This is a genomic window from Sorangium sp. So ce302, from assembly GCF_051530145.1.
Lineage (GTDB): Bacteria > Myxococcota_A > Polyangia > Polyangiales > Polyangiaceae > Sorangium > Sorangium cellulosum_B.
The window spans coordinates 9,803,027-9,827,663 of sequence record NZ_CP150326.1 but is presented as its reverse complement, the minus strand read 5'-3'; the positions used below and the strand labels follow the sequence as shown (position 1 = coordinate 9,827,663).

21 protein-coding genes are annotated in these 24,637 nt (G+C 70.4%); 3 read left to right on the top strand and 18 right to left on the bottom strand.

Annotated elements, in window-relative coordinates; genetic code table 11:
• Positions 1-289: 289 nt before the first annotated feature.
• On the top strand, positions 290-1,156 hold the full coding sequence (locus tag WME73_RS37235; protein ID WP_437741067.1) for a PIG-L deacetylase family protein: 867 nt from the start codon (positions 290-292) through the stop codon (positions 1,154-1,156).
• The gene (locus tag WME73_RS37230) at positions 1,147-2,202 is read left to right on the top strand and encodes a glycosyltransferase family 4 protein (RefSeq protein WP_437912637.1); all 1,056 of its coding nucleotides are present in this window, start codon (positions 1,147-1,149) and stop codon (positions 2,200-2,202) included. Before WME73_RS37235 ends, WME73_RS37230 begins: the two co-directional genes overlap by 10 nt.
• 78 nt (positions 2,203-2,280) lie before the next feature.
• Here WME73_RS37230 and WME73_RS37225 read toward each other — a convergent pair whose 3' ends face one another.
• The 9 genes from WME73_RS37225 to WME73_RS37185 all read right to left on the bottom strand — a co-directional run bounded on the left by WME73_RS37225 (position 2,281) and on the right by WME73_RS37185 (position 13,004).
• A complete protein-coding gene (locus WME73_RS37225) occupies positions 2,281-2,751 on the bottom strand; it encodes a hypothetical protein (protein ID WP_437912636.1) in 471 nt (156 codons plus the stop codon).
• Between the two features lie 94 nt (positions 2,752-2,845).
• Entirely contained in the window at positions 2,846-3,229 is a 384-nt protein-coding gene (locus tag WME73_RS37220) for a DUF4150 domain-containing protein (RefSeq protein WP_437741064.1), read from the bottom strand.
• A gap of 6 nt (positions 3,230-3,235) precedes the next feature.
• A complete protein-coding gene (locus tag WME73_RS37215) occupies positions 3,236-3,886 on the bottom strand; it encodes a DUF3540 domain-containing protein (RefSeq protein WP_437741063.1) in 651 nt (216 codons plus the stop codon).
• Positions 3,887-3,893: 7 nt separating this feature from the next.
• Positions 3,894-4,985, bottom strand: coding sequence for a pentapeptide repeat-containing protein (locus WME73_RS37210; RefSeq protein WP_437912635.1), 1,092 nt, complete (start codon positions 4,983-4,985; stop codon positions 3,894-3,896).
• Between the two features lie 7 nt (positions 4,986-4,992).
• Positions 4,993-8,106: a DUF2169 domain-containing protein gene (locus WME73_RS37205; RefSeq protein WP_437912634.1), complete on the bottom strand. Its 3,114-nt coding sequence runs from the start codon at positions 8,104-8,106 to the stop codon at positions 4,993-4,995.
• Positions 8,107-8,187: 81 nt separating this feature from the next.
• Positions 8,188-10,605, bottom strand: a complete 2,418-nt coding sequence (locus WME73_RS37200; protein WP_437741060.1) for a type VI secretion system Vgr family protein — start codon at positions 10,603-10,605, stop codon at positions 8,188-8,190.
• 255 nt (positions 10,606-10,860) lie between these two features.
• Positions 10,861-11,694: a hypothetical protein gene (locus WME73_RS37195; protein WP_437741059.1), complete on the bottom strand. Its 834-nt coding sequence runs from the start codon at positions 11,692-11,694 to the stop codon at positions 10,861-10,863.
• Between the two features lies 1 nt (position 11,695).
• The gene (locus WME73_RS37190; RefSeq protein WP_437912633.1) at positions 11,696-12,163 is read right to left on the bottom strand and encodes an ABA4-like family protein; all 468 of its coding nucleotides are present in this window, start codon (positions 12,161-12,163) and stop codon (positions 11,696-11,698) included.
• Positions 12,164-12,239: 76 nt separating this feature from the next.
• Positions 12,240-13,004: a TetR/AcrR family transcriptional regulator gene (locus tag WME73_RS37185; protein WP_437741057.1), complete on the bottom strand. Its 765-nt coding sequence runs from the start codon at positions 13,002-13,004 to the stop codon at positions 12,240-12,242.
• A 183-nt stretch (positions 13,005-13,187) separates the two neighbouring features.
• On the opposite strand from WME73_RS37185, the gene WME73_RS37180 reads away from it, so the two are divergent.
• A complete protein-coding gene (locus tag WME73_RS37180) occupies positions 13,188-13,829 on the top strand; it encodes a Uma2 family endonuclease (RefSeq protein ID WP_437741056.1) in 642 nt (213 codons plus the stop codon).
• 55 nt (positions 13,830-13,884) lie between these two features.
• On the opposite strand, the gene WME73_RS37175 is transcribed toward WME73_RS37180, so the two are convergent.
• From WME73_RS37175 to WME73_RS37135, 9 genes are all read right to left on the bottom strand, one after another.
• Entirely contained in the window at positions 13,885-14,850 is a 966-nt protein-coding gene (locus WME73_RS37175) for a hypothetical protein (RefSeq protein ID WP_437912632.1), read from the bottom strand.
• Between the two features lie 129 nt (positions 14,851-14,979).
• Positions 14,980-15,990, bottom strand: coding sequence for a UDP-glucuronic acid decarboxylase family protein (locus tag WME73_RS37170; RefSeq protein WP_437912631.1), 1,011 nt, complete (start codon positions 15,988-15,990; stop codon positions 14,980-14,982).
• Entirely contained in the window at positions 15,987-17,150 is a 1,164-nt protein-coding gene (locus tag WME73_RS37165) for a CgeB family protein (RefSeq protein ID WP_437912630.1), read from the bottom strand. The genes WME73_RS37170 and WME73_RS37165 overlap by 4 nt, the downstream gene beginning before the upstream one ends.
• A complete protein-coding gene (locus WME73_RS37160; RefSeq protein WP_437912629.1) occupies positions 17,147-18,286 on the bottom strand; it encodes a CgeB family protein in 1,140 nt (379 codons plus the stop codon). Before WME73_RS37160 ends, WME73_RS37165 begins: the two co-directional genes overlap by 4 nt.
• Positions 18,283-19,428 (bottom strand): CgeB family protein, encoded by a 1,146-nt coding sequence (locus tag WME73_RS37155; protein WP_437912628.1) that lies wholly within the window; start codon positions 19,426-19,428, stop codon positions 18,283-18,285. Before WME73_RS37155 ends, WME73_RS37160 begins: the two co-directional genes overlap by 4 nt.
• Entirely contained in the window at positions 19,419-20,672 is a 1,254-nt protein-coding gene (locus WME73_RS37150; RefSeq protein ID WP_437912627.1) for a glycosyltransferase family 4 protein, read from the bottom strand. Before WME73_RS37150 ends, WME73_RS37155 begins: the two co-directional genes overlap by 10 nt.
• The gene (locus WME73_RS37145) at positions 20,665-21,966 is read right to left on the bottom strand and encodes a TIGR04295 family B12-binding domain-containing radical SAM protein (RefSeq protein WP_437912626.1); all 1,302 of its coding nucleotides are present in this window, start codon (positions 21,964-21,966) and stop codon (positions 20,665-20,667) included. Before WME73_RS37145 ends, WME73_RS37150 begins: the two co-directional genes overlap by 8 nt.
• A complete protein-coding gene (locus WME73_RS37140; protein WP_437912625.1) occupies positions 21,963-23,096 on the bottom strand; it encodes an SDR family NAD(P)-dependent oxidoreductase in 1,134 nt (377 codons plus the stop codon). The genes WME73_RS37145 and WME73_RS37140 overlap by 4 nt, the downstream gene beginning before the upstream one ends.
• Positions 23,093-24,211: an NAD-dependent epimerase/dehydratase family protein gene (locus WME73_RS37135; RefSeq protein WP_437912624.1), complete on the bottom strand. Its 1,119-nt coding sequence runs from the start codon at positions 24,209-24,211 to the stop codon at positions 23,093-23,095. Before WME73_RS37135 ends, WME73_RS37140 begins: the two co-directional genes overlap by 4 nt.
• Positions 24,212-24,637 lie beyond the last annotated feature (426 nt).

Here is a 24,637-nt window from a genome sequence, read left to right as displayed (position 1 = left end):
ACGCCGTGCGTAACGTGCGCAAAGAGTGCAAAGAGGCGAGGGGCGGGTACGCGTCTCCTCGTCTATCCGCGCTTTACGCGCCGTCTGGCGCGCCGCGTCGCCGTTTGGTAGTGTGGAGATCGCTGCGTTTTGCGCCAGGACGACCTGACCGCATGCGCTCCAGGTGGCTCATGTCCCACATCGCGAGCACGCCGAAGCGAAAGACGAGACCCGAAGAGCACCGCGGCACCCCAGGGGGGCGACCGGAGCCGCGGGCCGAGCTGCGCCGCGGGCGCGCGGAGGTGCCGTCGTGAACCTCGCCGTTCTCCGCCGTCAGGGCCCCTCCGCCCAGGAGCTCGCGTGGCCGCCGTTCTCGTGGCTCTCGTCGGGCCGGGCGCCGCGCTGTCTCGTCGTGCTCGCCCATCCGGACGACGAGACCATCGGGCTCGGCGCGCGGATCGGCCGGCTCAGCCCGATCGAGGTGGTCCACGTGACCGACGGGGCGCCGCGCGACGAGCGCTTCGTGCCGGCGGGCCTCGCCGGCATCGGGCGCGAGCGCTACGCCGCGCTCCGGCGCGAGGAGGTGACCCGCGCCATGTCGGCCGGCAACGTGCCCGCGGGGCGGCTCAGGTGCCTCGGCGCGGTCGACCAGGAGGCGATCGAGGAGGCGCCGAGCCTCACCCGGCGGCTCGTCGAGCTGTTCGCCCGGACGCGGCCCGAGGTGGTGTTCACCCACCCCTACGAGGGCGGCCACCCCGATCACGACGCGGCGGCGCTCGCCGTCCACGCGGCGGCGGTGCTCGCCCTCTGGAACGGCGTCACCGCGCCGCTGATCTTCGAGGCGGCGTCGTACCACGCCGCGCGCGGCCGCCTCCTCACCGGCGAGTTCATCGCGCACCCCGGCGTCCCCGAGATCGCGCTCCGGCTCTCGGACATCGAGGCGTCGCGGAAGCGCGCCATGCTGGCCTGCTTCGCCAGCCAGCGGGAGGTGCTCGCCCCTGTCGGCGCGGCGGTCGAGCGCTTCCGGCCGGCGCCCGCGTACGATTTCCGCCGGCCGCCGCACGATGGCCCGCTCCACTACGAGCGCCTCGGCTTCCCGATCGACGGCGCGCGCTGGCGGCGGCTCGCGGCGAAGACGCTCACGCTGCTCGGCCTCGAGCGTGAGCTGTGCCTCTGACGGTCCTGCTCGTCGGTTATCCGCTCGCGCCCGTGGGTCCGGACGCCGTCGGCGGCGCCGAGCAGGTCCTCTCGATGCTCGACGAGGCGCTCTCGCGCGGCGGCCACCGGTCGATCGTGGTCGCCCCGGAGGGCTCCGCGTGCGCGGGGACGCTGGTGGCCACGCCGGCGCCCCCGCCCGGCGCCGTCCTCGACGAGGCGGCCAGGGAGCGGGCCTTTTGCCACCACCGGAGCGCCGTCGCCCGGGCCCTGGACACGTATCCGATCGACCTCGTCCACCTGCACGGCGTCGATTTCGATCGCTATCTGCCCGAGCCGGGCGTGCCGGTGCTCGCGACCCTCCATCTCCCGCCGAGCTTCTATTCGCCCGCGGTGTTCCGTCTCGAGCGGCCGAGGACGTTCCTCCACTGCGTGTCCACGACGCAGCGGCGCGCCTGTCCGCCGGAGGCGCGGCTCCTGCCCGAGATCCCGAACGGCGTCCGGCTGGAGCACTATCGGCCGAGGCGGTACAAGCGCGGCTTCGCCCTCGCGCTGGGCCGGATCTGCCCGGAGAAGGGCTATCACGTCGCCGTCGAGGCCTCGGTCCGCGCCGGCGTGCCGCTGGTCATCGCCGGCCAGGCGTTCGGGTACGAGGAGCACACGCGGTATCTCCAGGAGGTCCTGCTGCCGATGCTGCGCGGCCCCGGCCCTGTGCGGCGCTTCCTTGGCCCGGTGGGCCTCGCCCGGAAGCGCCGCCTGCTCGCGGCGGCGCGGTGCGTGCTCGTCCCCAGCCTTGTGCAGGAGACCAGCTCGCTCGTGGCCCTGGAGGCGCTGGCCTCGGGAACGCCGGTGATCGCGCTGCGCGGCGCCGGCGCGCTGCCGGAGATCGTCGAGCACGGCCGGACGGGGTTCCTGGTGGACGATGCCGCGGAGATGGCCGACGCGATGGCGAGGGTCGACCGGCTCGACCCGGCGGCGTGCCGTCGCGCGGCCGAGGAGCGCTTCTCGGCGGCAGCGACGGCGGCGGCGTACCTCGAGACGTACCGCCGGATCCTGCGCGAAGGGTGAAGCGCCGGGTCGCCGTGCTGGAGGATGGAGGGCGACGCTCTCGGCCTGCGGCCGCGCCGCAGGCATCGCAAAAGCCTCTCAGCGAGCGTTGCAGGCGAAGACGTGCTCGATGGCGTCCACGCACATCTGCTCCGCGACCTCTCGGGTGACCCGAGCCAGCACCCGGAACCGCGTGAGCTCGGTCAGGGTCTGGTAGACGTTGACCTCGGCGATCACCTCTCCGTCGCCCGCGGCCTCGGCGCTGTAGAAGAGGCGGATCAGGTTGTTCGCCTTCGCCGGCACGCCCCGGAGCAGGAGGTGAAACTCGATGCTGGGGGTCTTCTCGCCCACGTCCTGCTCGATCCGGTAAGCGTGCCCTGACGAGGCGAGCTCACGGCCGATGGCCTCGAACGTGGGAACGAAGATGTCGGCCAGGATCCGCCGGAATTCATCAATGAACACCTGGCGCCGGTCCGGCGGGTTGGAGCCGTTCGTGCTCCGGGCCAGGCGATCGCCGTATTTCTTTTGAATGATCCCCAGGCGGATGCGGGTAGTTTCGTCGATGGCCACGTGGGTGTCCCTCAGCGGTCAGAGCAGGGCGGGATCTCGGGGCGCTCTCGCGGGCGGCTCTCGCGGGCGGCTCTCGCGGATGACCGAGCGGACGTCACTTGAGAATCAGGACCTTGGTCTGACTCGGGACGATGGTCGTCGAGTTCGTATTGATCTGGTTCCCGAGGCCGTTGGCACTGAGCACCACCGCCGGTTTCCCCTGCCACAACGTGTTGCGAGAGAACCGGAGACGCCTCGCGGGGCCCATGTTGCGGCCGGAGATCACGCCGCCAAGGAGCCCGGGGTTGTCGCCGGAGGTGAGCGGAATGGTCGTCGCCAGGGTATGGACGGGAGCGGGCCCGATGCGCACTTTGTACGCGGGGGACGTCCCCATGGGCTTCGCCGCAAAGTTTGGAAACGGGACGGGGATGGTCGTCGGAAGACGGCAGACGTCCGGGATGCCAAAGTCCATTCCACCGCGCGATGTGATTGCAAACATGTTCGGTCACCCTACTTGGATCTGATCGGCGTCGATCTTCACGACGTGGCACGCGGTGATCTTGGCGTTCTCGCTGTGGATGACGAGGTTGCCCTTGGCCGCGTAGTCGATGCGCTCGGCGCGCACATGGTCAGCCTCTTCCACGATGCGGTAGGAGCGCTTCACCCTCTGCGACAGCCGTTCGAGCGCCGAGTCGAGGCTGCGGCCGATCAGCTTGGCCCGGTCGACCTCCCCGCGGGCCATCTTGCTGAGGAACGTGAACAGCTCCAGCGCGACGTGCCCCTCCTTGGCCTGGACACGGAAGGTCGATGCGGCCATCGAGAGGTCCTTGCCGGCTGCCACGTGTACACCTTCGGGCGCCGCGAGGCCCAGCGAGCCGCGCCGCAGACGAATCTGGAGATCTCCTTCGGAGACGAGGTGCGAGGGCGCGCCTTCCTCCCGCTCGAGAACGGCGAGGATGTAATGCGCGCCGTTCACGGCGGTGAGGAGCACCAGGTCTCCGGCGGCGGGCTCCAGCAGGCAGCTCGTCGCGCGCTTCGCGCGGACCTCGCCGCTCTCGGTCTCGACGATGTACGCGGAGCCATCGACGCGGAGCACGGCGCCGTGTTCGACGTGGGCTTCCCGCTGGGTTTGTCTCGCTCTTGCTGCGCTCTGCATGGTTTCCTCATGAGTGAGGGGTGCGTTGACTGCCGGCAGGCCTCCCAAGGACGTTGGCCTGCCAGTCTTCTGCTTCCTTGAGCTCCTGGTCGTCTCCGTGCGCCAGCGCCTTGCTCGGCGGCCAGATCGTGCCCTTGTCCGTCACGCGGTGCAGCCGCGCGCGCGACAGCGTCGCGTCGGAGAAGTCGGCGAACGACACGTCGGCGTGGGAGAAGTCCGCATGGCTCAGGTCTGCCCGGCAGAAGCGGGCGCCCGGGCAGCTCGCCCGGTGCCAGACGCTCATCTCGAGCCGCGCGCCCGAGAGGTTCGTGGCGCCCGCGCGCGCGTCGACGAAGAGCGCCTGGCTCAGGTCGGCCTGGGTGAGGCTCGCGTTCATCAGGGTCGCTTCGACGAAGTCGGCCCGCTGGGCGACGGCGCCGTCCAGCCGAGCCCCGGTCAAGTCGGCGCCCTTGAAGCCGCATTGCGTCAGCGTGGCCCCTGAAAAGTCGCAGCCGCGCAGGTCGGCGCTCGTAAATTGCGTTCTGCTGAGGTCCATCCGCCGGAAGTCCTTGGGCCCCATCCGCACCTCGACCAGGATCGCTTCCACGAGGGTGATCCCCGTGAGAATGGCCTGGGACAGGTCCTGACGGAACAGGACGGCCCTGGTCAGGTTGGCCTGAGAGAAGTCCGTGCCCTCGAGCGTGACGCCAAACAGGGTGCCGTCGGTCAGGTCGGCCCGGACCAGTCGGGCGTTCTTGAGCTGGGCATGGTCGATGGTGGCCGACGAGAGGTCGGCGCCGGTCAGATCGGCCGATTCGAGGTCCACGGCCGAGACGCTCGCTCCAACCAGCGAGGCGCCGGCGAGCACGGCCCCCGCGAGCGTACAGTCCATGGCCGTGCCAAGGTGAAAATCCAGCCCCTTCAGGTTGGCTCCCGCGAGGTCACAGCGGTGAAAGATCGCCTCGCGCACCTTGACGCCGGTGAGGTTGGCGTTGGTGAAGCGGACATCTTCGAAGATCCCGCCGGAGAGGTCGAGCCCCGACAGGTCGAAGCCCGACAGGTCCAGCTCCGAAACGACCTCTTCTTGTTCGATCAGCTTGCACAGCGCTTCCCTGTCCATGCTCCCTCTAGGCCGGTATTACCCTGAGTCGCTTGAGGTTGGCGCCGGCAAAGCTCGTGTCGTCATCTCCAACCATTCGATCGGCGCATGCGCTGAACAGGTTGGCTTTCTCGAAGTTGGCCCCCTCGACGCACGCGCCGTTCATGATGCTCTGCCTCAGGTCGGCGGCGTAGAGCGACGCCCTGGTGAGGTTGGCGCGGGTCAGCATGGCCTCGGCGAGGTTCGCGCGATCGAGGCTCGCCTCCGTCAGGTCGGCCTCGTTGAGCAGCGCGCCGCGCAGGTCGGCGTCGGAGAGGTCGCTGCCGGCGAGGCTCGTCCCCATCAGGTTCGCGCCGGCGAGCGTCGCGCCGGAGAAGTCTGCGCCGGCGAAGGACGAGCCCATCACGCTCGTGAGGTCCTTTGCCATCACGTTCCGGAAGATGGCGCGGTCGCCCTGGGCGGCGATGAAGGTGGCGGAGCTCAGGTCGACGCCGGTGAAATCGACCTCGGTCACGTTCACCTCGTTGAAGGTGCACCCCGAGAGCCGCGCGCCCACGAGGCGCGCTCCCGTGAGGTCCACCTGCTGGAACATCGCCTCTTCCGCAACGACGTTCTCCAGGTTGGTGTCGCAGAAATTGGCCTCGGAGAGGTCGGCGCGCGAGAGATTGGCGCCGGACAGATCCGCTCCCCAGAGGTCCGCCTTGACGAGCACGGCCTCGCCGAAATCGACGCCTCCCGTGGCCTTCACGTCCCGCAGGCACGCCGAACCAAAGTTGGCGCCGTTGAGCCTGGCCTCCGAGAGATCCGCGGCCTCCAGGTTGGCTCGCGCCAGGACGGCTCCTGTGAGCTTCGCCTTTCGCAGGACGCTCCCGGTGAGAAAGGCCGACTCGAGCATGGCGCCCTCGAGGTCGATCCCCTCGAGGTCGAGGTGAGAGAGGTCGGCGCCCGTGAGGTCGCACCCTGCGAAGCTCCGCCCCTCCTTGTGCCCGGCCTCCACTTCGCGGCGAAGTCGCAGCGATTCTTCGCTGTCGAGGAGCGCGGGGGCCGCCAGGAGATGCGCGAGCCGCGGCCCGTCTTCGCCCAGCTCGGCGAAAGACGAAGCCCTGTCGTCCAGATCCTCCGCAGACGCGAAGCCCTCGTCGTCCGCAGGCTCACCGCCCCAGGCCTCGTCCTCGGGCAGGGCGTGGGCAGCCTCGGGCGCCTCGTCGGGGAGGTGGAATGTGTCGTCGAGGTCCTCGTCAGCGGCGGCCTGGGTCTCGTCCTCGAAGGCTTGCCAATCCAGCGACGACACCAGCTCTTCGGTCTTCTCCGGCGTGAAGCCCTCGCTCGTCAGCGACCGCCGCATGCGCTCGCGGACCTCCGACATCCTGATCTCGCTCGGACGCTCGGCGTCGTTCTGACGCGCCTTCGCCAACAAGGCACCGACGTCGACCCCGTGCGCCGTCAGCCCGCTGCCGAGCTTGCCCTCGACCAGGCGGACCACGGCCTCTTCGGATCCTTCCGGGTCATCGAGGGACTCGAGGTCGTCGGAGGGCTCTTCCTGGGCGAGGTGCGCATCAGGATCGATGCCATGGTCTCGCAGCTGCTTCTTGCCCCATTCCGTGAGCGCTTCCTGCGCGCGAAGCGCTTCGGCCTCCTCGGGGTCGTCTTCCAGGGCGGGCGTCGTCGCCGAGGCTGCAAACGCGAGCGCCTCCGTGTCCGCCTCGTGGTTCACCCCTGTGTCCGCCTGGGACCACGCGGGGCTCTCCTCTTCCTCCGTCTCCGTGCCCTCCGGGAAGTCCGTGGCTGGCTCCGCCTCGTCCTCGTCGGCCGCGGCGACGAGGTGCTCGGCGTCAGTCCCCGCCTCGGCGAGCTCGGCCTCGGTCGCCTCGACGTCCTGGTCCCCCTCGAACTCGGCCTCGGCCGCTTCGACGTCGGGGTCCTCCGCTGCTCCCGCCTCGTGGACACCGGCGGTGACGACACCGGCGCCGGCCGCGGCTCTGGCCGCGCGCTTGACGGATCGAGCCGGAGTGCCTCCCAGAAACCCCTCCCGCCTGAGCTTCGACGCGAGTCCGGAGAGCGTGTCATCGGGCAGCGGCGGCGCCTCCGGATCTTCGGGCTCGGGCATGAGCACGTCGTCCTGGTCATCCGGGAGATCGTTGCTCGGAAGGCCAAGCCGGGGGATCAGGTAATCGTGGTAATAGGCGACGGGCCTGGGCGCATCCATGGCTTCGCAGGCAACCAGCACCGCCACCACGTCGTCCGCGTCGTCCTCGGAGATCTCGATGCCGCCGCGGAAGAGGACGACCCCGCGCTCGCGGTGCGGGAACAGACGCACCGTGTCGAGCTTCATCGCGGGCTCGTGGATCTCCACACCGTCGCTCGTCTTGAGGACGACGAAGCATCGACTTGCAACCCCGGGGAGGGCGCCTTCGATCCGGGGCTTGTCGGGGTGCATGTTCTCGACCACGAAGGCCTCGTCGCCCCGGAAAACCCCGTCGATCTGCTGATCTTCCGGGGCCATGTTGAACAGCGTCGGGTCCAGATCCCGCGCAAGACCAGGGAAGCACTCGTCGCGCCACGCCGCGTCGTAGGTGCCGATCTTGGAGAACCGCTGGGGCCACGTCAGGTCGTAGCCGTCGAGGCCGGCGGGCGTCGGGCAGTCGCTGCGCGCGTGGATGAGGTGCTTGGGCGACTCGATGTTGGGGAGCGCCGCGCTCTTGTCGCCGTGGCCTTTGCCCAGCGGGTTCCTGGCGAAATCCTTCCCGCCAAAGGCGTTTCGCCAGGTGACGGGCATCTCGGTGAAGGGCGCCGGGTCCGACATGCCGAGCATCCCCCACGTCCGGTCGCCGATGACGTAGAGGCTCTTGTTGATGGGTCCGAGCTGGACGCGGACCGAGCTCGCGGGGCGGGCGACGCGCCCCGGCGGATAGCAGCGGCCCGTGACGAGGAGCTCGCCCCGGGTCTTGGGGTTGAACTCGTCGAGGAGGCCGTCCTCGCCGAGCTCCTCCATGGCCATCTTCCAGACCGTGGGCTCATAGAGCAGCCGGGCCGGCCGGTCGTAGGAGAAGCCGACGAAGGTGGTGACCACGAGGTGCGGGGTGCGCTGGTGCATGAAGACCCTCGGCACCACCCCGAGGCGCATGGGCTTGACGATTTTCATCCGACGGACTCCAGGGGGCGGGCTCGATGGGTCGTTCGGCTCGGCGCTCAGCGCGAGCCTGTTCCGCAAGCAGCAGGTGAATTACTGGATGAGGTGCAGCTGCCCCTTGTGGAAGCCGAGCTGGTATTGAATGCGATACAGCTCGACGCTATGCTTGAGCCCCTTCGCGTTGACCTCCGCGAACGTCACTTTCTTTATTTCTTTGGGGGCATATTTGTACGCCAGCCCGTTGATTCTCTCGGTCTTGGTCCCCTTGATGATCTCGATGCGCGACCCGATGGTGGTTTTGTAGAGCCCGGTGATGGTGCTCTCGGCGGGGCCATTGACAGTGCTTTGCTTCGGCCCGTGAAGTGTGAGTTTGACTGGGCCAAAGACCTCGGCGGTGGTACCACCCCTGATCGTCTTCCTGATTCCCCCCGCGTGAACGTGGGTCGTTCGCCCTGCGTAAAAGTTGCCGGTGGCGTGACCCCGGATGTCGGCACGTCGCGGGCCGTTGATATCGACCTCGCTGGTGCCGTTGACCGTCGTCTGGCTCGACACGTGGATCGTCGTCTCTCGCCCGTTGAAGAAAGTGCTCTTGTCGCTGCCCTGGATATGGGTGTTACGCCTCCCAAAGACGCGCAAGCTGCTGTTGCCCCTGATGGTCGCGACGCGATCGCCCACGAGCATGAACGTGTCGTCGCCCCCGATCCTCGTGGTACGATCCTTCGTGATGGTGGTCTTTCGGTTGCCGCGGAGGATCGTCTTCTCATTGCCGAGGATGGTCGTGTGGCGATAGCCCAAGATCACGTTCTGTGCGTATCCAGCGATGAAGCTCCCGGCGTACCCCCCGACGGCGCTCAAGCTGAAGCCCCCGATCACGCTCTCGGAGATGCCCACGGTGATCGCCGTTCGGTTGCCAGTCACGATGTTCTCGGAGCTGCCTCCGATCCACACATAAGCGTGGCCTTGCGACTTGACCTCATACGACGCGCCGCCGTTGGGCGCCCCCATCCGGAGGTAGGTGTTGTCATAAGGCGTCGACAGCGTGACCCGCTCTTGCCCGGCCTGGTCTTCGAGCTCGAGCCGGTTCCGCCCGCCCGTCTGGATCACGTTCCGCGTGTTGTTCCCCGACGTGACCGGGCTCGGCGTGAGCGCGTTGGGCGCGACGCCGACGATGGCCGGCCGGTCGGGATCGCCCCCCTCGAAGGCGCACATGACCTCGACGCCGGCGCGCAGCGGGAAGTGGAAGCCCTCGATGCCGCCGCCATGGGGCTGGAGCATCCGGACCCAGGTCGACGCCTTCCCACCGCTCAGGTCGCTCTCGTCGAAGAGGAACTTGATCCGGTAGCGACCATGGCTGTCGATCTGCGCGTACTCGCTGACCGCCGCGCCCTCGACGACCGCGATCTCGGTGCCGTAGATGCGCGGCCACTCGGTGACCTGCGGCGCGCGGAACTGCGTCGTCACGGGGATGGCCCTGGCCTCCATGCGGTAGTTCTCGGTCCACGTCGCGAAGTCGCGGAGCTCGGGCATGTCCGGGGCCTGGTTGGACCAGTGCTCGACCTCGATGGTCAGGTACTTCGTGTTGAACGCGGCCCGCGGGTGGTCCTCGATCTCGAAGGTGAACCCGGGGACCACCGTCGCCGCCTTGCCCATCGCCTGGTAGACGACGCCGGTCGCGGCGAGGCTCTCGGCCTTGATCCGCGCCAGCCGCGCCCCGTCGCCCGACGAGAAGAACCGCGCGCCGTACAGGCTGACCTCGCCGAAGCCATTGGGGCTGACCGACGCCTGCCCGGTGACCGGTACGGCCGGCGTGGCGTAGTTGTAGTCCTTGAGGCGGACCGTGCCGGGCATGGCGTCATGCCGGCAGGTGAAGGCGTGGAACGTGTCCTTCGCGGTGTTGGCGCCGCCTGGCTGCGGGAAATAACGAATGGGCTTGCCGCCATGGGGCTGATGGGCCGACTTGTCATCGACCAGCACCAGCGTCTCGCCGCCCTCCCCGTGCTCGAAGTGATAATAGATGCCTTCGCGCTCCATCCACCGGGCGACGAAGGCATAGTCGGTCTCGCGGTACTGACAGACGTGCTCTTCGGCGGTGTAGGAGCCCTGGAGCTGGAGCGCGCAGTCCGTGACGCCGCCCTTCTGAAGGACGGCTTGAAGGATCGCAGGGATGGCCTGCGCGGTGAAGACACGGCTGTGAAACGACATGGCGAGCAGGGCGAGGCGCGGGACCATGGTGGCCCGGAAGACGGACCGGCCGGCGAATTCGTTGATGAGCTCGATGCTGCCGAGGACGCCGCTCCGAAGGAAGGGCTCGCCGCCGTCGCTCCGCTCCAGGGAGATGCTCACCGGCTGCCCCACGGCCGCCGCCATATCGAAGCTCTGGCCGACGTCGTTCGTCATCACCAGGTAGAGCTCGAAGCGATAGGGCCTCGAGATGCCCTCGGTGCCGTGAAAAGCTACGAGCTTGGTGGAAGAGGGCAGGGCGCTTGATTGGACGACGAAATTGTCAGGCATGGCGAGCCTCGCGGGTGGGAAACAGCGGCAGGCGCAGACGCGCTGGAGAGCCTAGACGGAATTTGTGTCAGTTGTGTGGCGTGGCGCCTGCTTGTTGTTGTCCGTCGGTGACGATGAAGTGACGGATTCATTGCAGGCGCCGTCGTCCGGTCGATGACGTCCCGCTCGCGCCCATCGTTATGCGCCATCGTCGGCGGTCCGCGCCGGCTCGCCTCTTTGACCCCAGCCGCGCAGGATCGCCGTCCGCTCGGCGCGCTACATCCGGATCAGCGGTCGCCCTGCGAGGGCCGTCAGGAAGAGCGCCAGCGCGACGGCGCCGTAGCCGATGCCGAACGCGACCACCCATCCCACTGCCCGCCGCGTGCGCGGCCCCGACCCCGGCGCCCGCGCCGACAGCCAGTACCCGACCAGCGGGACGGCTTGCAGCGCGTGCATCCCGAAGAAGTGGGCTATGCGCAGGTCGCCTCCTCGCGTGCTCCAGTTGACGGCGGGGAGCCCGGGCCCGCCGTCGGCGACGCCGACGCTGTGCGCGTTGTACGTCGACATGAAGCCGCCTTCCGCGCAGGCCAGCAGGAACAGCAGGAGACCCAGCCGGATGCCCCAGAGATACGGGGCCGGCAGCGGAGGTCGCGTCGCCCAGAACCTGGTCGCGAGGTACGCCGCGAGCGCCGTGTTCACCAGGATGGCGATGCCCATGAGCGCGAACACCGCCCCGTCGAACAGCGTCGATTGATTGAAGTGCGACGCCACGCCCCGCGCCGCCTGTGCGGTGATCGCGATCATCTCGAAGCTCACCATCGCCACCGTGCCCCAGACGACGGCCCTCCGGCCTCGCGGCGGCAGCGCGACATCGCCGACGAGCCAGTTGATCGTCAGGAGGTAGATGGCGATCGAGGCGGCGAATTTCGCGGGCTTGATCCACGGGTTCACCCCCATCACGAGGCGCGCGTCGAGCGGGGCGGCGGCGAGCAGCACGACGAGCAGCGCGACGTGGGCGGCCGCCGCCATGAACAGGACGGGGCTTCGCCGGAGGAGCTCCTCGATCGAGCGAGGCAGCGAGAGCGAGGGGCTCAGCGAGCGGGCGCTCATGTCAGGCCTCCCCGGCGCGGCGCGGAGCCGCGGTCGTGACGACGGCGCGCGGCGATCGAGCGACGATCGCGCGGACGGCGAGGTAGAGCGAGAACCCCATCGGCCCGAGCATCAGCGTCAGATAGAGCACCGGCGCCATGAGCCACGGCGAGATGTCGCGATCGCGGCTGTCGAGGTACACCCACCGGCCCACGAAGAGATCGAAGGCGAGGAAGTGAACCCAGCCGATCGTGGCGCCCGCGGGCGAGCCGAGCAGCGGGGCGACCGCCGCGAGGCTCGGCTGGTTGACGATCGGGAACACCTCGCGGATGACCGGCAGGACGAGCGCCGTGTAGAGCAGCGCGGGCGCTGCGACCACGAGCGGCGACTCCATGATCCGCCGCGTCCATCGAGAGCGGGGCAGAAAAACCATCAGGAACCAGAACGGCATCACGAGGAAGCCGCTCAGTCCAAAGACCCTATCCATCATACCCTCCACCGGCTGCTGGTTGTAACGACGAAACTATTCGTAACAGTGTTAACTTTGCGGGAAAAAAAGAGAGCGATCAGGGGCGCAGGCCTCGGACCATCATCTTCATGGCGATCTCCAGGGTCCGGTCGACGTCGTCGGCCGTGAAGCGGCCGCGATCGGCCAGGCCGAGGGCGGTGATCCCGTGGACCAGGGCCCAGACCACCTGGCTGTGGCGCTCCACGTCGCCGCGCTGCATCGCGCCGGCGTCCATCGCGGACGCGACCGCGTCTTGCAGCACGTTGAACGAATCGATCATCGGCTGTTGCCGCGCTTTCCGCTGGTCGAAGACGAAGTCGAAGCGCTGCATGAACATCAGCCGGTAGTGCACCGGGTTGTCCATGCCGAAGCGAACGTACGCGGCGCCGAGCGCCACGAGCCGCTCGATCGGGTCCGCCGTGCTCTCGGCGGCGGCGACGAGCGCCCGCTGGAACTCGGTGAAGCCGTCGTGAACGATGGCGAACAGGAGATCGTCCTTGTCCTCGTAATAGCGGTAGATCGTCGTCGCCGAGTAGCCGATGCGCTCGGCCACCTGGCGCATCGAGAACGCCTCGTAACCCTGCTCCAGAAACAGCTCGCCCGCCGCCGCCAGGATGGCGCCCCGCAGGTTCTCCTTCTGCTGCTCGCGGCGCTGCTGGCTCGACGCCTGCAGGCGCTCCGCCTGGGTCGTGCCGCTGGTCTTCGTGGTCTTCGGGCGCGCGCTCGCCATGTCCGTGTCGCCTGGCCTCCGGGCGGCGCAGCCGCCGCCATCGTCGTACGTAACGGTGTTACTTTTTATAACGATGGCATCGTCTGCCGTCAAGGATCTCTTCATCGAGCGCGTTGCGGTGGTCTCCCGGGCCTCTCGGGCCCGCCGTCATCCCCTGCCAGCCCTCATGCCTCGCGCCTCGCCGAGGCGCGGCGGAGGCATGCGCGCGCCTGGTGGGAGCAGCGGCGGGCCGCCCTCGCGGTACACCCCTTGCGGCAGGCGTGATAGGCTCTGTTCATGGTCCAGGCCGCGGCTCGTTCACCCGCACCCGCGTCAGGCCGGCGGATGTCGCTCGTCGAGTGGGCGGCCCTGCCCGAGGATGAGCCGGGCGAGCTCGTGGACGGGTTGCTCGTGGAGGAAGAGGTGTCCGGCTACGTTCACGAGGTCGTGGTCGGCTGGTTGATCCACATGCTCCGCGCCTGGATCACCCCCCGCGGCGGGCTGGTGGGCGGCTCGGACGCGAAATTCGCGGTGAAGCCGCAGCGGGGCCGGAAGCCGGACGTGACCGTCTTTTTCCCCGGGAACCGGAGGCCACCAGCGCGGGGGCTCGTGCGTATCCCGCCCGATATCGCCGTCGAGGTCGTCTCTCCCACGCCGAGCGACGGGCGCCGCGATCGTGTCGAGAAGCTCCGCGAATATGCCGCCTTCGGGGTGCGCTGGTACTGGATCGTCGATCCGCAGCTCCGGAGCATCGAGGTCCTCGAGCTCGGGGCGGATGGGCGCTACGCGCACGCGCTCGACGCGACCGATGGGAGCATCGATGTGCCTGGATGCGAAGGGCTCCGGCTGGATCTCGATGCGTTGTGGGGGGAAGTCGATTTGCTCGGCGCCGAGGAGGGCGAAGCGCCGGAGGAAGACCAGGAGAGCTTGCCGCGGTAGCCTGCCGGCGGCGCCTCACGGCGCCGCCCTACGTCAGCTCGCCTCGCCGGTGCGGTCAGTTGATGGGCACGAACTCCACACACGCCTCTTCGATCGCCGCGAAGGCGTTCGTGAGGCCGTCCTCGAGGTGCCCTTCGCACAGATCCCAGAAGAAGCCACGGCCGTCGGCGGCGAACAGGTCCACGAGCTCCTGCATGTCCTCGGCCTCTTGCGCGCTCCCATATTCGCCCTCGCACTCCCGCCTCCCGGCGATGCCGAGGAACACCACGTTCTTCGCGTCGCCCTTCGCGGCGACCAGCCGATCGTGGATCTGCTGCGGCGTCTGGCGCGGGACGGGCTGCTCGTCCTCGTCGGTGATCGCCACCACCACGAGCAGGGCGTCGTTGCGGAGGAACCCCGCGTTCTCGGCGGTCGAGAACGGCGGCTCCAGCGCGGCGGCGACGGAGGACGCGGGCTGCTCGTCGTCGCTGTCGCCGGTGCACTCGACGTCGTCCCCATAGAGATCTGCAGCGCACTGGAACTCGCTCGTGAGCGCGGTGCTCGTGCTCTCCATCCACGCCTTGCCGCTCTGGAACGAGCACTCGCCCGCGGCGCCGCGCGTGTGGAAGGTGGCGGGAAGGGGGCAGGCGTCCATCACGGCCGCGCGGAAGTCGAGGATGCTATCGATATTGAGCAACGCCTGCGCGAACGCCGGGAACACGACGTCGCGCATCGTTGCCTTCTCCTCATCCATGCTCGAGGAGTTGTCGAGCGCGAACACGACATCGACGTGCTCGCACCCCGAGGAGGCCGCGCCGCTGCCTCCTCCCCCGCTGGTCCCGCTGCCGGACCCGCTGCCGGACCCGACCCCCTCGCCGAAGGAACCCCCTTGGCCGCTCGAGCCACTCCCCTGCCCGCTGCCCGCGCCCGAGCCCGAGCCGCCCGGCGAACCGCTGGTATCGCTCGTGCCCGAGTCCCCGCCGCAGCCCACGAGACCCACCGTCGCCGCGCAGAGCGCCGCGCACCATGCCCTGAGATCCATGCCGCTCTCCTTCGCTCTAAGTTAAGGGCGCAGTGCCCCTGCCGTTCGCCGCACGGCCCTGTGCGACAATCGGGCGTCAGAGAGCTGACGGTATCACGAGCGCCGCACCGACTCCACGGTCGGCTCGGCTCAGCCGTTCGCCGCACGGGGCAACGGTGCGTCATCGTCCGACACCGGGAGCCCCGGTGCGCGATGGCCCAGCCCGAGCGCGCTCCGGAAACCCTCGATCGTGCGGCGCAGACCCGTGCGCAACGGCACCTTCGGCTCGAACCCGAGCACCCGCCGCGCGCGGTCGATCACCGGCTGCCGCTGCCTCGGATCGTCCTCGGGCAGCGGACGGAACACCACCCGACCCCGGCTCCCGGTCAGGTGGAGCACCTCCTCGGCGAGTTCAAGCACCGTGAACTCCTCGGGATTGCCCAGGTTCACCGGGCCCGTCTCGGCCGGGTGCTCCATCAGCCGGACGATCCCGTCGATGAGGTCCTCCACGTAGCAGAAGCTCCGTGTCTGGGAGCCATCGCCGTACACTGTGAGATCCTCACCCCGGAGCGCCTGCACGATGAAGTTCGACACCACCCGACCGTCATCGAGCGCCATCCGCGGACCGTACGTGTTGAAGATCCGCGCCAGGCGTACTTCGACCCCGCGACGGCGGTGGAAGTCCATCATCAGCGACTCGGCGCAGCGCTTCCCCTCGTCATAACAGGAGCGGATCCCGATCGGGTTCACCGCGCCCCGGTAGCCCTCCGGCTGCGGGTGGACCTCGGGATCGCCGTAGACCTCGCTGGTCGACGCCTGGAAGACCCGCGCCCCGCAGCCCTCGGCGAGCTCCAGCGCGTGGAGCGCGCCGAGCACGTTGACCATCGTGGTCCGGACCGGATCGCGCTGGTAATGCGGCGGGCTCGCCGGCGAGGCGAGGTTGTAGATGCGGTCGACCTCCCGCTCGTACGGCTGCATGACGTCGTGCTCCACCAGCCGGAAGCGCCGGTAAGAGAGGAGATGGGCGACGTTGTCCCGGGAGCCCGTCGAGAGATCGTCGAGCGCGACGACCTCGTGGCCCTCCCGGATCAGCCGATCACACAGGTGGGAGCCGACGAATCCGGCGCCCCCGGTCACCAGGATGCGGAGCGCTGCGCTCATGTCTCTCTGACCTCCTCTCCAGGTCGACTCCCCACGTCGACGTCATCGTCCCCGGTCTCCCGGGCGCTCCGGCGCTCCGGCGCGCCCTGCTCGTCGAGCAGCTCCCGGGTGTATCTCTCCAGCGCCTCGGCGCGGTGCGCCGCGGTGTGTCGGGCGAGCACGCGCTCGCGCGCCCGCTGGCCGATCGCGATCCGCTCCCGCTCGGGGAGCTCGCGGATCAGGTGGAGGACCTCCTCCGGGGAGCGGGCGACCAGGATCTCCTTGCCCGGCTCGAAGAGCTCGTCGAGGCCCGGCCAGTCATCGCTGATCACCGGCACGCCGCAGGCCGCCGCCTCGAAGAGGCGCACGCTCGGCGAGTACCCCGCCTCGATCATGTCCCGGCGGGTGACGTTGAGCGTGAAGCGCTGCGCGCCGTAAAAGCCGCGGTGCGCGCCCGGCGGGACGTGATCCGTGCGCTCGACGTTGGTGGGCCAGCCGATGTCCGCCGGGTACTGCGGGCCGGCGACCACGAAGCGACCGCGCCCCCAGCGGCGCGCCGGCGCGACCAGGAGCCGGTCCAGCGTGGGCTGGCGATCGGCGCTGTACGTGCCGAGGTAGCCGAGATCCCACCGGGGCGGCGCGCGCTCCGGGAAATACTCGTCCGGATCCACCGCGCAGTAGAGCGGTCGCGCGCGCTTCGCGCCGTGGCGGCGCTCGAGCCGCTCGAGCGTCGGGCCGCCGGTGAACGAGAGGTACAGGTCGTACCGCGGGATCAGCGCCGGAGACAGGTACCCGGCGCCGCCCCGCTCGATCTGCTTGAGCGTCACCGGCGTGTCGATGTCGTAGAACGCGGTCTTCCCGCGCGCCGTCTCCGTCACCCAGGCGCCGACCTCGGCGCCGTCGGGCACGTAGGACCCGACGACCACCAGGTCCGCGTCGCGCACCGCGCCCCCGAAGCGCGCGCGGAGATCGTCGAGATCCCGGTAGAGCTCGGTCCGGCCGTAGGGCGGGCTCGGGAGATCGCGGTTCTCGGCGTAAAACGAGAGGTCCCGCTCCAGGAACAGCACGCTGTGCCCCCGCTGGGCCAGCCGCCTGAGCAGCCCGCGGTACGTCGTCGCGTGGCCGTTGCCCCACGACGAGGTGATCGACAGGCCCAGGAAGACGAAGGAGATGGGCTTCACGGCGGCGCGATCGCGGTGAGGGTTGCGCCGTCGGGGCGGGCCAGCAGGGCCTCGACCTGCCTCGCGCGCTCGGCGTAGGTGTGCCCCGCGAGCACGCGCTGCTTCGCCGCCCTGCCGATGGCGCGGGCCCGCTCGTGCGTGAGCGCCCGGAGGATCTCCACGACGTCGTCGCCGCTCCTGGCGACCAGCACCTCGCGCCCGGGCTCGAGGAAGAGCTCGATCCCCTCCCACGCGTCCGTGACGAGGCACGCGGCCGCGCCCGCGGCCTCGAAGACCCGGGTCGCCGGGGAGAAGCCGACCGACGCCATGCTGTCGCGGGCCACGTTCAGCACCGCGCGGGCGCTGGCGTTGAAGGCGTTGTGATCCGCCGTGTAGACGTGCCCGACGTACCGGACGTTCGGGGGCATCCCCTTGTCCTGCCAGCCGCTGCCGCCAAGGAGGAACCGGAGCCCGGGGAGCGCGGCCGCGGGCCGCAGGAAGAACTCCTCCACGCGCCGCTCCCGGTCCGGCAGGCGGTTGGCGAGCAGCGCAAAATCGCAATGAAATCGAGGGTCTGGCGCGACCTCGAAGTGGGTCTCGGGGTCGAGCGCGTTGTAGATCGGCGCGCAGCGCCGCGCGCCGAGCGCCTCGTAGCCGCGCACCACCGGGTCGCCGCCGCCGTAGGTGAAGACCAGGTTGTAGCGCGGGATCTGCGCGCGGAAGGGATCCGACGGCGCGGCGCGGACCCGCTCCAGCGTGGCCGGGGCGTCGACGTCCCAGAAGATCGTGGTGAGCCCCGGCCGATCGAGCGCGGCGACCTCGGCCTCGAGCAGCTCGTCGAAGACGCCGACGCCGCTGGCCTTGACGACCACGTCGGCGCTCCGGGCCTGCTCGACGAGCCGCCTGGGCTCCGCGGGGTCGGCGCCGGAATAGACGACGACGCGGGCCCACGGCGGGTCCTCGATGTCGCGGTGCTTCTGGCGATCGTAGGCGTCCGGCTCGTGGAAGGTGATGCGGTGCCCTCGCGCCGCGAGCGCGCGGAGGATGCCGCGGTAGTAGGTGGCGGCTCCGTTCCAGTAGGCGGAGACGAGGCTCGATCCGAAGAAGGCGATGTCGAGCGATCGGCTCGGGGTCGGGCGTGGGTTGCGTCGGTTCATGACGTGGCTCGCTGGGGTGTGGCGGCGGGCGCGGGGCGGTCGACCTCGACGCCGAGCTCGGCGGCGATGGCGAGGAGCTCGTCGACCCGGTGGGCGCACGTGTGGCGCGCGAGGATCGTCGCGCGCCCCCGCTCCGCCAGCTCGGCGGCCAGGGCGGGCTCGGCGAGGAGGGCCGCGAGGCGCTGCTTCATCTCGTCGCCGTCCCGGGCGACGAGGTAGTCGCGGCCGGGCGAGAACAGCCCCTCCGCGTCGCTCCACGGCGAGCAGACGAGCGGGATGGCGCAGGCCATGGCCTCGAACGGCCGGATGGTCGGGATCCCCGGGAGCGAGGCGACGTAGGGCCTCCTCGGGACGTGGACTGTCACCCTTGCCCGCGCGAACGCCTCGGGAGCGCGGTAGTTGGGGAGCCAGCCCCGGTGCTCGATCCCGGCCGCGTCGAGCGCGGCGCGGGCGTGGTCGGGGTAACGCACCCCGTGCACGCGGGCGGAGAGGCCGAGATCGCGCGCCGGGCCGATCAGGAACGCGTCGAGCTCGCGGGTGCGCTCCTCGTCGCCCCAGTTGCCGATCCACACGAGATCGCGCTCCGGCCGGGCCCCGCGGCGCGGGCGGAACACGCGGACGTCCGCGGCCTCGTGCCAGACGAAGGCCCGGCGGGCCCAGCGGCGCGCGAGGTAGAGGTCGCGGATCACCCGGCCGAAGGCGAGGACGCCGTCGTAGCGGGTGAGGTCGTAGCGGGCCATGGCCCCGGGATCCGTGACCGACCGGTGGTGTGTGTCGTGGAAGAGCAGCCGGTACGACGCGCGTGCCGCGCGTGTCCGATGCGCGCCGACGCGGGCGACCAGCTCGGGCTCGCTCCACTCGTGGACGATGACGAGCGAGGTGCCCTCGAGCGCCTCGTCCAGGTCGAGCGAGGCAAGGTCGTACCGGATCGGATCGACGCGCGGGTAGACCTCCCTCACCTCGCGCAGGGGCGCCTCGCCGTGATCGGCGACGAGGTTCTGGAGGCTCCAGGCGTCCCTCGGCTCGAAGGCGCGGACCTCGTGCCCGCGCTCGGCGAGCTCGGTGACCACGCCGCGGAGGAAGTGCGCGTTCCCGTGGTTCCAGTCGGAGAGCAGGGAGTGGCAGAACAGGGCTATGCGCATGGCGCGCTCGCCTTCTTCACGGGGGGCGCGGCCGCCATGCCCGAGGTTTCGCGCAGCTCGAGCCTCTCGGCCGCCCCGCGCGCCGCGTGCTCCCTCCTCCACGGCGAGCGCTCTTCTTCGCTGGGCCCGCGACCGAGGAGCTCGCCGTAGAGGCGCAGGTAGCCCCGGGCCATCCGCCGCGGCGAGAAGCCGAGGGCGCGGGCGCGGGCGCGCGTGGCCATCTCGCGCCGCGCGCCGGGCGCGTCGATGAGCGCCCGGAGCGCGCGCCGGAGGGCCTCCGTGTCGCCGGGATCCACGTAGAGGGCCGCGTCCTCCCAGACCTCGCGCAGGCTGGGGATGTCGCCCAGGACGAGGGCGCACCCGGAGAGCGCCGCCTCCAGGACCGACAGGCCGAACGGCTCGTAGCGGGCCGGGTGAGCGTAGATCGACGCGCGGCCGAGCGCGGCGGCGACGGCGGACGGCGAGAGCACGCCGAGGTGTCCGAGCGAGGGGAGGGGCGAGGGGAGGGGTGTCGCGCCCGCGCCCCCGCCGGGGCGGACGTCGCTCCCGGCCACCTGGATCGGCCAGGGCAGGTGAGGGGCCACCTCGCCGAGCGCCTCGATGTTCTTGGCCTGGTCCCAGAGCCGCCCCACGGCGAGGACGAGCTCCTCCTTGGGGCGCGGGGCGAACCGCGCGGGGTCGGCGGCGTTGGGGATCACCTCCGCCCGCGCGCCCCCGGGGAGCGGGCCGTGGTGGCGCAGGAGGGCGTCGAGCATCGCCCGGGTCGGGGCCACCACAGCCGACGCGGCGGCGAGCCCCCGGGCCACCTCGCGCCGGTAGCGATCGTACCGCGGCGGCGCCTCCCCGCCGAGGACCGCGGCCCACCAGGAGAGGACGCACGAGTGGGCCACAACGAGCTTCGGGGCGCGGAAGCCGAGGGCGCCGTGCGCATAGCCGTTGAGGTGGATGAGCGCCGGGCGGACGCGCTCCTCGAGCTCGAGGAGCCAGTCCCCGGCGCGCGCGACGTCGTCCCAGGGGTCCTCCATCCACTCGAGCCGGAAGGAGCTCTCGAAGACGGCGAGCCCGGGGACGCGGCCCGCGGCCTCGCGCTGGGGCGCGGAGAGCGGCCCGCCCAGGGTGGCGAGCGACGTCCGGACCCCGCGCGCCGCGAGCGCGCGCGCGAGCTCGATCGCGTAGGAGAAGACGCCCCCCACCGTGTCGGCGGTCATCAGGACGGAGCCGGGGGCGCGCGCGGCGTCAGCCATGGCCGGGGGGCGCGATCTCCAGCGCGGAGAGCGGGAGAGGGCGGCTGTCCTGGAGGTCGCTGAAGCGATCGAACCGATCGAGGTAGTGCGCGACCGAGCGCTCCCATGCCTCGTCGTCGGGGGCGCCCCAGCGCATCGTGTACTCGGGCGAGCCCGGGTAAGGGAACATCGGCACCGGCTCGTTCGCCCACACGCCGTGCTGCTGGAGCCGCTCCCGGAAGGCGGCGACGTCCGCGGGATCGTCGGTCGGCGACTGGATCAGGTTCGCCTGGACGAAGGGGACGCTCTTCTTGGCGTGGATCAGGAGATCGCCGAGCTGCTCGGTCGAGAGCCTGCAGCGCTTGGCCAGGAGGCTCCTTCCCTCCCGGGTGATGCTCTCCACCCCTGCCTCGATCGAGACGCACCCCGCTCTCCCGAGCAGATCGAGCATCTCCCGGCTCCAGTTGTCGACGCGCATCTGGACGCCGAACGACACCGGGCGATCGACGAGCGCCTCGAGCAGCGGGCGATCCGGCAGGAAGATCTCGTCGATGAAATAGACGTAACGAACCCCCTGGGCGACGAGCCCGTCGATCTCGTCGAGGAGCACCTCGAGGGGGCGCTTGCGGTAGCCGTCGCGGAAGTTGTCCTTCGCGCAGAAGGTGCAGTGGTAGGGGCACCCTCTCGACGCCTCGACCTCGGCGCCGGGGCCGATCGGCGTGGTGTCGAAGCGGTGGTGGTGGTGGGCGTGGCGCGCCACCGTGGCCTCGTCCCAGCGGAGGGCCGGCAGCCGGGCCATGTCCGACGCGCGCGGGCCGCCCTGCACGCGCGCCTCGTCGCCTTCCAGCCAGGCGATCGCGTCGATCTCGCCCCAGCGCGATCGCGGGCGATCGGCGAGCTCCACCAGCACGTCCTCGCACTCGCCCATCACCACGGCGTCGACGCCGAGCTTGCGCAGGGTGGCGCGGGGGGTGGTGGAGGCGTGGGGGCCCACCGCGAGCCGGAGCCCTGGCAGCCCGTGGAGCGCGTGGAGCGCCTGCTGCGGGACGCGGAGCTCGGGCGGGGCGCAGCGCCAGAAGAGGTAGCTCGGCGCGGTGGTCACCACGATCGCGTCGGCGCGGAGCGCGGCCACCTCGTCGCGGAGGGCGCCGTCGGCGAGGCCCCGGGCCTGGGCGTCGACGAGGGTCGCCTCGTGCCCCGCGGCCTCGAGCAGCGCCCTGGCGTAGCCGTATTCGAGGGGCAGGTGAGGCTCGCGGCAGCCGAAATAGATGCTCCCCTCGAAGCTCCAGGCCGGGTTGACGAGCGCGAACCTCACCGGACGCCCCCCGCGCACGGCTCCTTCGCGGGCTGGCCGACGCCGGCGGCCTTCGCGGCGCCGGTCGCCTCCGTCATCTCCCGCAGCCAGCCGTGCAGCCTGCGCACCCCCTCGCGGACCCGGACGCGCGGCCACCACCCCGTGGCCGCGGAGAGCCGGCGGCAGTCGGAGACGTAGTACCGCTGATCGCCCGGCCGCCACCCCTCGAAGCCGATCAGGGGGCGCTTGCCGTCGAGCTCCTCGATGAGATCGAGCAGCTCGAGCAGGCTGAGGGTGTTCTCCGGGCCCCCGCCGACGTTGAACGCCGACGCCGAGATCTGCCGGATGTCCCTGCGGGCGAGGAGGAGCGCGTCGACGAGGTCGTCGATGAAGAGCACGTCCCGGACCTGCATCCCGTCGCCATAAAGGGTGATCGGCTCCCGCCGGAGCGCCTGGAGGAGGAAATGCGCGACCCACCCCTGGTCCTCGGTCCCGAACTGGCGAGGACCGTAGATACAGCTCATCCGGAACACCGCCGCGGGGAGCCCGAAGGTGCGGGCATAATCGATGACGTACTGGTCCGCCGCGCCCTTGGAGCAGCCGTAGGGGCTGTGGAAATCGAGCGGGCGGGCCTCGGAGACGCCGGAGGCCCGGAGCTCCGGATCCGCGGGCTCGTAGCGCCGGCCGCTGCACGAGAGCGGGACGTCGGGGAGGCCGCCGTACACCTTGTTGGTGGACGTGAGCAGGAGCGGCGGCGGGGCGCTCTCGGCGCGGATCGCCTCGAGCACATTGAGCGTCCCGCGGGCGTTGATCTCGAAGTCTTCCACCGGCTGGACGAGGCTCGTCGTCACGGCCACCTGGGCGGCGAAGTGGAAGACGCTGGAGGCGCGCCGGACGGCGGCCACGACAGCGCGGGCGTCCCTCACGTCGCCGGTGATCAGCGTGACGCGGTCGCCGTGGGTGCGCCTCAACCACTCGACGTTGCGCGCCACCGAGGGGCGGGAGAGGTTGTCGAAGAGGATCACCGTCTCTCCCGCCTGGAGCAGGCGGTGGGCCAGGTTGGCCCCGATGAAGCCGGCGCCGCCGGTGATCAGCGCCGGGCGCCCCGGCGCTGCGGTCGCGCCGCCCGGGCCATCCGCCGCGGCGCTCATACCGTCAGCCCCCTGGATTCCAGCTCGGCGCGGGCCTGGGCGACAGCGTCCTTCGCCACCTGCCCCTCGAGCCAGTCGGCGAGATCGCGGAGCCCCTCCTCGAGCGAGACCCGGGGCGCATACCCGATCTTCTGCTGCGCCGCGCCGATGTCGGCGAAGCAGTGCCGGACGTCGCCCAGCCGGGATTTCCCGACGATCTCGGGCTCGATACCGCTCTTCCCCATCACCTCGCGGACGCGCTCGGCGACCTCGCGCACGGTGTACGACCGCCCGCTGCCGATGTTGAGCACCTGGCCCACCGCGGCGTCGGCGCCGAGGGCCCGGACGCAGGCGCGGGCGACGTCGGTGACGCTCACGAGATCGCGCCGCTGCAGCCCGTCCTCGAAGATCACGGGCGGACGGTCGTTGAGGAGCCTCGCGGCGAAGATGGCGAGGACGCCGGTGTACGGGTTGGAGAGGGCCTGGCGGCGGCCGTAGACGTTGAAGAAGCGGAGGGCGACGGTCGGGATCTGGTACGCGCGCCCGATCATCAGGCAGAGCCGCTCCTGGTCGTACTTGGAGAGCGCATAGACCGACTCGAGCGACGGGGGCTTGGACTCGGGCGTCGGGATGGGCACGAGCGCCTCGCCCGCCTCGCTCCGGACCTCCCAGTCGCCGCGCTTGAGCTGCTCGAGCGGCCGGCTCGCGCCGGGGACCACCGCGCCGGAGGCCGCCCGGTACAGCCCCTCGCCATACACGCTCATGCTGGAGGCGACGAGCAGCCTCGAGACCGGCTTCGCGGCGAGCTCCTCGAGGAGCACGGCGGTGCCGACGTTGTTGATCGAGGTGTACTCCGCGATCTTGTACATGCTCTGTCCGACACCGACCGCGGACGCGAAGTGGACAACCGCGTCCACGCCGCGGAGCGCCGATTTCACCGCGTCCCGGTCGCGGACATCGCCGACGATGAGCTCGACCTCCGGGTCGAGGTAGGCCGGGCGGCCGCGGTCGGGGCCGTGCACCTGAGGGACCAGGCTGTCGAGCGCCCGGACGCGGACCCCCTGGCGCAGGAGCTCGTCGGCCACGTGGGATCCGATGAACCCCGCTCCACCGGTGATGAGGACGTGATTCGTCATATCCCTCTGGTTCGATGATCAGCGCGCGGCGGAGGCGCCGCGAGCCCGGGCGGAACAGGCGAAGCGAGCGAAGCCAGATGAGGCCGGAGGACGAGGTTCCCTTGTGATGACATCGTGCTCCGGCGGATCGCTGCGCGTCGTGTTCGGCTCCGTTCGTTGCAAACAGGGCATGATCGTTGCCCCGGACGCCATCCGAGTACCATGCGACTCACGATCACGCAACACGGTTTGTGAGGTATTCAACAAGGGCCCGCTCCGTGCGATTCTCCGTGCTCCGCTGAGGAATGCTCGAGTCTGGCGAGCCCATAAGGGCTTTCCCGTCTGTCTTCCGGGCCAGTCTGTACCGTTCGAGTGCGAGAGATCCGCTGACGTCGGAGCGGTTAGGGTGAATCCGTAGCGATGGTTCTGATCGGTTGCGTGTCGCCA

Coding starts and splice junctions, on each gene's coding strand:
- WME73_RS37220 (WP_437741064.1), bottom strand. CDS start 3,229: ATGTTTGCAATCACATCGCGCGGTGGAATGGACTTTGGCATCCCGGAC.
- WME73_RS37215 (WP_437741063.1), bottom strand. CDS start 3,886: ATGCAGAGCGCAGCAAGAGCGAGACAAACCCAGCGGGAAGCCCACGTC.
- WME73_RS37210 (WP_437912635.1), bottom strand. CDS start 4,985: ATGGACAGGGAAGCGCTGTGCAAGCTGATCGAACAAGAAGAGGTCGTT.
- WME73_RS37205 (WP_437912634.1), bottom strand. CDS start 8,106: ATGAAAATCGTCAAGCCCATGCGCCTCGGGGTGGTGCCGAGGGTCTTC.
- WME73_RS37200 (WP_437741060.1), bottom strand. CDS start 10,605: ATGCCTGACAATTTCGTCGTCCAATCAAGCGCCCTGCCCTCTTCCACC.
- WME73_RS37195 (WP_437741059.1), bottom strand. CDS start 11,694: ATGAGCGCCCGCTCGCTGAGCCCCTCGCTCTCGCTGCCTCGCTCGATC.
- WME73_RS37190 (WP_437912633.1), bottom strand. CDS start 12,163: ATGATGGATAGGGTCTTTGGACTGAGCGGCTTCCTCGTGATGCCGTTC.
- WME73_RS37180 (WP_437741056.1), top strand. CDS start 13,188: ATGGTCCAGGCCGCGGCTCGTTCACCCGCACCCGCGTCAGGCCGGCGG.
- WME73_RS37175 (WP_437912632.1), bottom strand. CDS start 14,850: ATGGATCTCAGGGCATGGTGCGCGGCGCTCTGCGCGGCGACGGTGGGT.
- WME73_RS37170 (WP_437912631.1), bottom strand. CDS start 15,990: ATGAGCGCAGCGCTCCGCATCCTGGTGACCGGGGGCGCCGGATTCGTC.
- WME73_RS37160 (WP_437912629.1), bottom strand. CDS start 18,286: ATGAACCGACGCAACCCACGCCCGACCCCGAGCCGATCGCTCGACATC.
- WME73_RS37155 (WP_437912628.1), bottom strand. CDS start 19,428: ATGCGCATAGCCCTGTTCTGCCACTCCCTGCTCTCCGACTGGAACCAC.
- WME73_RS37150 (WP_437912627.1), bottom strand. CDS start 20,672: ATGGCTGACGCCGCGCGCGCCCCCGGCTCCGTCCTGATGACCGCCGAC.
- WME73_RS37140 (WP_437912625.1), bottom strand. CDS start 23,096: ATGAGCGCCGCGGCGGATGGCCCGGGCGGCGCGACCGCAGCGCCGGGG.
- WME73_RS37135 (WP_437912624.1), bottom strand. CDS start 24,211: ATGACGAATCACGTCCTCATCACCGGTGGAGCGGGGTTCATCGGATCC.